The 8,447-nt window shown below is 49.1% G+C and carries 11 protein-coding genes; 5 read left to right on the top strand and 6 right to left on the bottom strand.

The genetic code is table 11. The features are described from left to right. The 4 genes from HY879_13695 to HY879_13680 form a co-directional block, all read right to left on the bottom strand. On the bottom strand, positions 1 to 343 hold a 343-nt coding region (locus tag HY879_13695), incomplete at its 3' end, for a DUF547 domain-containing protein (protein ID MBI5604395.1). Between the two features lie 84 nt (positions 344 to 427). Next, positions 428 to 1,141: an MEDS domain-containing protein gene (locus HY879_13690; GenBank protein MBI5604394.1), complete on the bottom strand. Its 714-nt coding sequence runs from the start codon at positions 1,139 to 1,141 to the stop codon at positions 428 to 430. A gap of 62 nt (positions 1,142 to 1,203) precedes the next feature. Then, positions 1,204 to 1,920: a hypothetical protein gene (locus HY879_13685; GenBank protein ID MBI5604393.1), complete on the bottom strand. Its 717-nt coding sequence runs from the start codon at positions 1,918 to 1,920 to the stop codon at positions 1,204 to 1,206. 39 nt (positions 1,921 to 1,959) lie between these two features. Next, positions 1,960 to 2,421, bottom strand: a complete 462-nt coding sequence (locus tag HY879_13680; GenBank protein ID MBI5604392.1) for a selenoprotein B glycine/betaine/sarcosine/D-proline reductase — start codon at positions 2,419 to 2,421, stop codon at positions 1,960 to 1,962. A 236-nt stretch (positions 2,422 to 2,657) separates the two neighbouring features. On the opposite strand from HY879_13680, the gene HY879_13675 reads away from it, so the two are divergent. Next, positions 2,658 to 2,909, top strand: coding sequence for a hypothetical protein (locus tag HY879_13675; protein ID MBI5604391.1), 252 nt, complete (start codon positions 2,658 to 2,660; stop codon positions 2,907 to 2,909). A gap of 117 nt (positions 2,910 to 3,026) precedes the next feature. Here the strand turns inward: HY879_13675 and HY879_13670 are convergent, their stop codons facing one another. Both HY879_13670 and HY879_13665 read right to left on the bottom strand, forming a co-directional pair. Beyond that, complete coding sequence (locus HY879_13670; GenBank protein MBI5604390.1) at positions 3,027 to 4,424, bottom strand: chloride channel protein; 1,398 nt, start codon at positions 4,422 to 4,424, stop codon at positions 3,027 to 3,029. Between the two features lie 151 nt (positions 4,425 to 4,575). Continuing rightward, the gene (locus HY879_13665; GenBank protein ID MBI5604389.1) at positions 4,576 to 4,926 is read right to left on the bottom strand and encodes a hypothetical protein; all 351 of its coding nucleotides are present in this window, start codon (positions 4,924 to 4,926) and stop codon (positions 4,576 to 4,578) included. A gap of 151 nt (positions 4,927 to 5,077) precedes the next feature. Between HY879_13665 and HY879_13660 the strand changes: the two genes are divergently transcribed. From HY879_13660 to HY879_13645, 4 genes are all read left to right on the top strand, one after another. Continuing rightward, complete coding sequence (locus HY879_13660; protein MBI5604388.1) at positions 5,078 to 5,605, top strand: MarR family transcriptional regulator; 528 nt, start codon at positions 5,078 to 5,080, stop codon at positions 5,603 to 5,605. A 215-nt stretch (positions 5,606 to 5,820) separates the two neighbouring features. After that, positions 5,821 to 6,105 (top strand): rhodanese-like domain-containing protein, encoded by a 285-nt coding sequence (locus tag HY879_13655; protein MBI5604387.1) that lies wholly within the window; start codon positions 5,821 to 5,823, stop codon positions 6,103 to 6,105. A gap of 191 nt (positions 6,106 to 6,296) precedes the next feature. Continuing rightward, positions 6,297 to 7,958 (top strand): c-type cytochrome, encoded by a 1,662-nt coding sequence (locus tag HY879_13650; GenBank protein MBI5604386.1) that lies wholly within the window; start codon positions 6,297 to 6,299, stop codon positions 7,956 to 7,958. Next, positions 7,942 to 8,445: a ubiquinol-cytochrome c reductase iron-sulfur subunit gene (locus tag HY879_13645; GenBank protein ID MBI5604385.1), complete on the top strand. Its 504-nt coding sequence runs from the start codon at positions 7,942 to 7,944 to the stop codon at positions 8,443 to 8,445. The genes HY879_13650 and HY879_13645 overlap by 17 nt, the downstream gene beginning before the upstream one ends. The last annotated feature ends 2 nt before the right edge of the window (positions 8,446 to 8,447 follow it).

Raw genomic sequence — 8,447 nt, 5'->3', positions numbered from 1 at the left:
GACTGCCGAGATCTTTGATCGAGTGGATGGAAGGATAGGCGCTCAAGATCAGTTTGATGGTCCAGGAATTGTAAGCGTTGACGTAAAAAGCGAACTGTTCCTTTGGGGAAAGGGTCTTTGGGTCGACTTTCTCTAAAACACTGAGATATCGATCAAGCTTGGTTTCTTCCTTTTTGAATCCCTGATAATTCACCACCCCGTTTGTAACATACTTCTGCAGGAGCTCGCCGTACAATCCGTGATCAACCCTGTCAGACGATATGGCAAACAACCCCCCAAAAGCCAGCCCCTGGATGACGATGAAAATCAATCCGGCAAGGTAGCGCGTATTTGATTTTTTCATTTCAATCCTCTCCCTCTGAACCTTTCGGCGATTTGGATTTTTATCGATTGAAATAAATCAAGCTTCTTGCCTTCATTTTCCCCTTTATTCTTTCTTTTTATGAACATAATACGGGCTTTTTTCCAGTCTGCCCTTGTAAATCGTATGGCTATGCAACTCGGAGGCCATCATGATATATGCGCCGGAGAAATCTTCCAGGCTGTATTGGCAGAGAAGCAGGGCGTTTTCTATAGGAGGCATACGGTTTGGTCCTTCCTCCAAAGCCCTGAGGGCCGCCAAGTCCCACCCTTTTCGCACGGTCCAGATCATATCGCCCACCACTCTTATGTTATCGGCTTTCCCGGCAAAACCTGCCAGGTAGTTTATCATGTCATTCGGCGAATTCTTTCCCTCGGTTACGTTCAACCTGCCGTTCTTGATCCAGGTCGCAACGGGATTTCTCTCCCGCTCCAACTTCGCCAGGAGTTTCCTGCCTTTTTCAGGAGGCATGACAGCAAGCACAACTTCTTTCTGTCGGAGCCCTTCAAGAATGTAAGGCACGGATACCTCCAACGCCGCCTCTTTCCCCGAGTAAAAATGGGTCAGGTGTGAACCGTCAGGTGCCTTTTGTTCTCCGAAACCTAATGATTTCAGCCGATGATTTTGTGAGCCCCGAAGAAGTTCTTCCAGATCGCTCATATGAAAACGTCTCTCCCGCTTTCCGCCCAACCTGTAGCACTTGAGTGTACCGGAATTGGTCCAGCGTCTTATGGTCATCTCGGAGACGTTCAGAAACCCAGCCGCAGCCTTTATATCCAACAGGGGCTCTATCTTATATGGTTCCCTCTCCTTCCGTATTGAAACGGAAACACCTCCTGATTTCATGACTGATCCAGAGGAATCAGGAGCAAAGCCCCGGTTTTCCGTAGCGACTCATCCGCTTCTTTCAAACATCTTTCTTTCACGGTTCTCAAAATTCGGCTCGCCGCAGTTTCCTGCCAAAACCACTGGCTGAATTCACTGCTTCCCGGCAAAACCGGACCGGGCTGGGCCGTGACGGCTTCGAAATAAAACGCTTTGAGGTCCTGGGAGGCAAGCCGGAGGGCCGTGGCGAGAGAGAAGTTTGCGTCCGGGATCTCCAGCTTCTTTCCTGATGCAAAAGTGGCGAGCAATTCCAAAGCCGCGTCAGGGCCAAATTCCACCACCGCCGAGCGGTCGTATTTTTCGATACTCAGGTCGTACCAGGGGCGGAGGTCTGCGACTTCGCGATTTAAAGCCGCACGCAGCCTTTCTATGTCGGTTACTTGCCTGATTTCGGACGCGAAGCTCACCGGACAAGACCAGCCTGCCGGATTTTTGTCAGCCCCGGCTGTATCTTCAGGTGCCTCATCGGGAAAATCTACGAGTACCGGACCCTCAGGTGCATCCAGAAGATCGAGTGCCGTCAGGAGCACTCGACGCTGGAATACCGGATTTTCTGGGGCTCCCAATGGACGACCGAGTTCAAAGGGAACCCAGAGTGCCCTGGGAGGGCGGATAATCTCGGTGTGCTCCCGGATCAGACTGATCTGAGTAGTGGGGATTCCTTCGCCTTCCAAATAATGCGCCAGCGCACCCACGGCGCGCGTGCAGAAAGGTCATACCGGTACCAAGAGGACCGCATCCACCCGGTCCCCTTTCAAGAGCCTGACCAGATTCCGGGCTGCCGGTTCCATTTCAGCCGGGTCGGTAGCACCCATGAAAGAGTAGTGATAGGCGGCCACACTTTCGATGATGCCTTCAATGGCGAGTTCCCGTAGCCGGTCCAGAGGAAAAACGACGTTCCAGTCTCGCTGGAAGCCGGTACGGTCAAAGTTGGTGGAGATATGCGTCATCACTAAGTCTTTTGCTTTGGTATCCCCTGGGATTACCCGGTAGTCTCCGCTCATCCCCTCAAATGGTCGATCTCCTCGCCGCTGGAGTCCTGCGGTTGAAATCAGGGAAACTCGCCTGTGTGCAAGAGGTTGTCCCGAGACCCACGGTTGGTTTTTAAAGGAAGGACAAGGAAGTTTGGCCAGGTGAGATCGCATAGGCTCCGGCATTCGGTCGAGTCGAGCCATGGGAAGACTCCTTTCTTTCAATACAATTTAACAATTTTAGATAATCCAAAAATTACACTTTTTAGATTTATTTTGATTTACTTTGCTATACAATGTGATATACATATAATTTATTTTAACTTCATCGTAAATAGGATAAATCCTGTATTTCTTTAAAATAAATCCTGTATTTGCTTTTTATCGTTAACAAAGGAGGACAGTATGGCCAGAATCGGTTTTGCTCTGGATACGAATGATTGCTTCCCTATAAGGAGACGGTTCAAAAACTGGGGATCACCTATCCCGTCGGCTACGAATTGGATGCGGAGGAAATCTCCAAAATAACCGGCGCTTATTATGATTCGGGAAAAAAGTTACTCCAGGCGGCGGGTTTTGTCATTCGCCCGGATAATACAGTCGCTGTCGCCTGTTACAGTACGGGACCGATTGGCCGCCTCGTAGCAAAAGACGTCCTCAATCTGGTCAGGTTCTATAAGAGCAAGAGCTAACCAAGACGTCGATTGGGTTGAGATCATCCTTTAAAAACCAGCACCTTCAAATCAAGCACTAATTGAAGCCCCCCATGGAGACTTCATAACCTATTGCCGTTCGTTATATAAAATTTCTTAGTGTTCTCGCATTTTTCTATTTTTTCTGCTTTTCAGGGATTCAAAGGCCAGCAGAAAAGCCCCTATCAGACTTTTCTTTCTGGGTTTAAAGTGGACATGGGTGCTATCGATATCGTCGCCGATTTCCAACTCAAAAGAAGGCGACTTGGTAACCGACAAAATCTGGGAGGGATAAACGCTGCGGTGTCCGGTCATCAGGAAGCTGATGACGCAGGCCACGGCTGCATAGGGGGCAATTTGGGGACCGAAGAGTTCCACGGCCATGATGCTGGCGGCAATAGGGGTGTTGGCCGCCCCGGCCAACAAAGCCACCATGCCGATGGCTGAGAAGGTGGCTATATCCAAGCCCCAAATTTGGGCAAAAAGGTTTCCGGCCGTTACTCCGATGAAAAAAATGGGGGTAACAATCCCGCCACTACCTCCAAAATTAAGGGTGATGCTGGTGAAGATGATTTTCAAGATAAAAGCATACCAGACCATATTTAGACCTTGCAAGGTGTCTTCTATGGAGGACAATCCCAAGCCCAAATATCGGTCTGAAATGGCCAGGGCCAGACCAGCTAAAAGAAGACCTCCTAATATCCCTTTAAAAGGAGGCCAGATTTTTAAGCGATCGGACAGCTTTTTCCCCAACTTTAATAATTCAATCAAGACAAAGGAAACGATTCCGAAAAAAATACCGGCCAAGGCGACCTTAATGAAAAACAATTCTTTAAAAACCGGGATCAGGTGCATGGGATGATAATAGTAGGTAATCCCAATGGCCGATGAAACCTGATAAGAGGTGACTCCGGCAATAAAACAAGGAAAAAGGACTTCGTAGAGGACGTTCCCTACCATAAGCACCTCTACCCCGAAGATGGCCCCGGCGATAGGAGTCCCGAAGACACTGGCAAAACCGGCACTGATCCCGCAGATGACCAGCTTTTTCCGGTCCAAGTCATCAAATCGAAAAAGGGAAGCAAAGATGGAGGCCAGGCCGGCGCCTATCTGGGCACAGGGGCCTTCTTTTCCTGCCGACCCTCCGAAAGCCAGGGTGATGACCGTGGTGATCAATTTAATGGGAACAACCATCGGGTTGATCTTTCCGGATTGTTTGTGGACGGCTTCAATAACCTTTTCGGTCCCGTGCCCTTCCGCCCCCGGGGCCAGATATTTAATCATTAGGGCACTCAAAAAAAAGGCGATGGGCAGGAAAAGAAAATAATAAGGAGAAACATGGGTCTGGAGGGTTGCCCATTCCAAAATCTTTAAAAAGAAGGCGGTGGCCACACCAACGATCACCCCGATGGCCGTGGACAGGACAAACCACTTTAAGATACTGATAAAAATAACCGATTCCTCGGCAATTTTTGCCTTAACCCGGTCGTGATTTTTTTTAGTGTATAATTTCATCTTGGAAATGGTATTTTTCCTGAATTTCGGAATGCCCGATTTCCTTCTCAATTAGAAAGCCGGAATTTTTGTCTAACTCTTCATAATAAAATGGCCGAGAACCCATTAGTGGTTTCTCGGCCAACCTGCGGAAGAGAGGAATGCAGGTTTACTACTTCTTCATTTTTTTCATAAAGATAGATTCAGCCTTGTTCGCGGCGTTTTCGGCCTTTTCAGCAGCCTCCTCCGCCCAGTCAGCCGCCTTTTCAGCTTTGCCGCCGGCAATTTCCGACTTTTGGGCAGCAAGGTCAGCCTTCTTGGCCGCGGCTTCAGCCAAACTTGCCGCCGTTTCAACCCGCTTCGTTAACGATTCTATCCTTTTAACATCTACGGTCGGGGCAGGTGCGGCAGGGGGAACAGGTGTAACTTTCATGGGGGAGGCCACCGCTTCTTTAGAAGCCGAACATCCGGCACTGAAAGCAAATAGAAACGATAGGACTGACAAGGCCACCATGAATTTCATCAATGGCTTAAAGGAGAGCATTTTTATTCACCTCCTCTCCCGAATTATGTTAAAATAAACGCTCTTGATTTTTGTAGAAATGATTGGTACACTAATTACTATTATATTCAAAAAATGATGTCAAGAATTTTTTTATTTTTTAAGGTGAAAAATGGACCAATCAGAATTAATAGCCGAAACCATTGATAATTTAAGAAGGGTCTTTCAGGCTATTCAGGAATATTCCAAAAAGGTCGAGCATACCACCGGGCTTACCAGTCCCCAACTTTGGGCCATCAAGGTCCTGGCCGAAACCGCTCCGATGATGGTTTCCGAATTGGCCCGTCGGATGTATCTTCACCCGGCTACCGTAGTCGGAATCCTGACCCGCCTGGAGTCTCACGACCTGATAAAAAAGACCAGGTCAAAGGAGGACCGTCGGGTTGTCTGGGTGGAATTGACCGTCAAAGGTAAGGATCTGGTCGCTGCCGCCCCAGAAGTGGCTCAGGGTTTACTGGTTGTGGGGTTGGAAAAAACGCCGCTAAGCGGGCTAAAGGAAATTAACAAAGGTTTGAAACGGTTGGTTTCGATTTTGGGCGCCGATGGTACTCTCCCACGTCTTATTCTGTCTCAGGAAGTAAGCCTCCCTCTCAAACGAAAAAAAGGAGCTACGCCAATAAAGATCAAACCTTTACGGTAAGGAGATAATGGTAAAGAGAGAAAGGGAAATCCTTAATAAAACTATTTGGAAAACGGATTTCGGATGTTTTAAGAACTTGTTTTTACAAAAATTGTGTTTACAATTTATTAAAATAGGGAAGAAAATTAATGAACGGTATTCTATTATCGTGAGCCCATGCTCTTTATTTCTTATATTTGTTGCCCTCTGGGCGATCAAGAAAGGCAGGCGCAGGGATGGTAAGGAAGATTATGGTTTGTCTGGTGACGGCCTTTATGGTGTTGGGGACCTGGATCGTTATGGCTGTTGCCCTGGAGATTCCCCGAATGAACAAAGAAGAACTCAAATCAATGCTTGGGAATCCGGATGTGGTGGTTATTGATGTCCGGACCTTCTTTGACCGGAAAATGAGTACTAATCAAATCAAAGGGGCGGTTCGAGAAGATCCCAATCCAACCAAGGTCAAATCCTGGGCCAAGAAGTATTCCAAGGGAAAAACCATTGTTCTCTATTGTGCCTGACAAGATGAGGCGACCAGTGCCAGTGTGGCACAGAAGCTTATCGGTCTGGGATTTAAAAAGGTCTATGCCCTCAAAGGGGGTTGGCGTGAATGGGACGGGGCGAATTATCCGACTGAGCGGAAATAGAATGAGCTACGGCTCATGTACACGAGCAAATAACGAGGGTGTCTTCAAGGGTACTACAGAAAAAGATGTCGATAAGACGTTTAGAATCGTTGATAAACGTTATCCTCATGGCCGCTGTTGTTTTGACCCTGGGGCTTTTTATCCTTTGGAGCTACAAGGGATGGGAGGAGCAGTCCGGTCGTTATTACCGTTATGGAAAGACTGGTTCACACCACATTGCCAACATAACCGTCAACCTCGGTGGAATACCGAAGCAAGAGCACTGCCGGACGTGTCATCCCGAGGGAAGGGCCGCAGTCCGGATAGATTCCTCTCTCCCAGGGCGCAACCATCCGAATATCGCTCCCCATTCGATGGTTGACCTGGGATGCACGGCCTGCCATTTGGGCGAAGGGATGGCTGCCGATCTCAAGATATCCCATGGCCGGACGGATAACGAATCCCGAAAAGTCTTGGCCGGGGAAGACCTGCAAGCCAGTTGTTATCAATGCCATGAATTGAAACCACTGCCTGGAGCGGATAAAGCCTGGCAAGGGTTTCGTTTGTTTTCCGAAAATGCCTGTGATACCTGCCACACCAGCAGCGGTGTAAAGGGCGCCAGCTATGGCCCGGATCTTAGTGATGCCGGTTCTTTCCTTGGGTTGATGCAAATCAGGACGGCTATCGAGAATCCCACGGCAAATCTTGAGAACTCCATCATGCCGAAATTCAGCCTTGCGCCGGAAGAAGTGAAGGCCCTCTCTTATTTCCTGAAAAGCCGGTTAAAAGAGCCTTACTACGAAACCCCGATGTTACGCCTGTTGAAGAAAAGGGAGCAGGAAAGGCTGGAGAAAAAGAGGCCAATCAAAGGCCTTCCGACAGGAAAGGCCTTATTAAAGGAAAAGAAATGCCTGGCCTGCCACAAGTTCAGGGAATCCGAAGGCCAGATCGGACCGGACCTTTCCTTTATGGCCTTTATGCGGCCGGGAGGTTATATCCGGAATTTCCTGCACAGCCCTGGAATCGAAGTCCCCGGGGCCATCATGCCGCGAATTTCAATGGACCAAAGAGAGGAAGAGGGACTCCTCTTCGTCCTTCAATTGAAAGAAAGGAATCATTTTCATGGGGGGAATCCCAAAAAGGCTTATATGATGCTCTGCCAAAGGTGCCATGCCGCCCGCGGTGATGGGTTTGGTCTCATTGAGCCGAACCTGGCCACCTTTCCCCGGGCATTCCGTAACAACGCCATGTTTTTCAAGTCTATTCCGGATACCAGAATTACGGAAAGCATAACCAGGGGTATTCCGGGCACCTCAATGCCGCCCTATGGGGGGTTGTTGGGACAGGAGATCATCCATTCGCTGGCAGACCTTCTCTTTAAGGTATTCATCAGAACGGAAAGAAGGATTAAGATGATAAATACACCTCCGCCCAGACCAACCACCTTGCCGCTGCATGAAGAGAACCTCTCTACATTTAGAAAAAATTGCTCGCTCTGCCATGGTTTTCAAGGTAAGGGGAAGGGACCGGCCTATCTGAAATACCTGCCCAGACCGAGAGACCTCACCAATTATCCATATTTTAAATCACTCACCGATGAGCGGATTGCAACCGCCGTAACTTACGGGATTCCAGGAACCGAAATGCAGCCCTTTGTTGACAATCTCCGACCGGATTCAATCTGGGGACTGGTCAGTCTGATTCGAAAATTTTCCAGTAGGCAAGGAAACGATGACGACACGCGTTAGCCGACGGGAATTTCTATTCAACTGGCTGGTCATGGCCGGCCTGGGGGCCGTAGGGACGGCCTTCGCCTGGATTTTCGGCAATGTCTGGACAGCCGCCTCCCGATTCTCTTCAAGCAGTTGGGTTCAGATCTCCCCGATGGACCGCTTTGCGCCCGATTCGTTGACCCCTTTCCCGGAGCACAAGATCGCCATCGTCAGATCTTCTCGGAAAATCGGGGCCATCAGCCTGGAATGTACCCATTTGGGCTGTCTTCTCAATGTGATCGACCAGGGATTCTTTTGTCCCTGCCATGGCAGCGAATTCGGCTCCCGGGGCCAGGTCTATTCAGGTCCGGCCACAGACCCGCTTCCCTGGCACGAAGTAACTGAGCGGGATGGCAGACTATGGGTGCATATCGGAGAAAAATTGACGAGACCGAGTTGGCTTGAAATAGAAAGATCGGTCCTTGATCGAACCCCGGGGGATGAGGCGGGAAGGAAAGGTTGAAG

The organism is Deltaproteobacteria bacterium, assembly GCA_016219225.1.
In the GTDB taxonomy this organism is placed as follows: Bacteria; Desulfobacterota; RBG-13-43-22; order RBG-13-43-22; family RBG-13-43-22; genus RBG-13-43-22.
The sequence above is the reverse complement of the archived record's forward strand: the minus strand, read 5'-3'. Positions and strand labels throughout refer to the sequence as shown.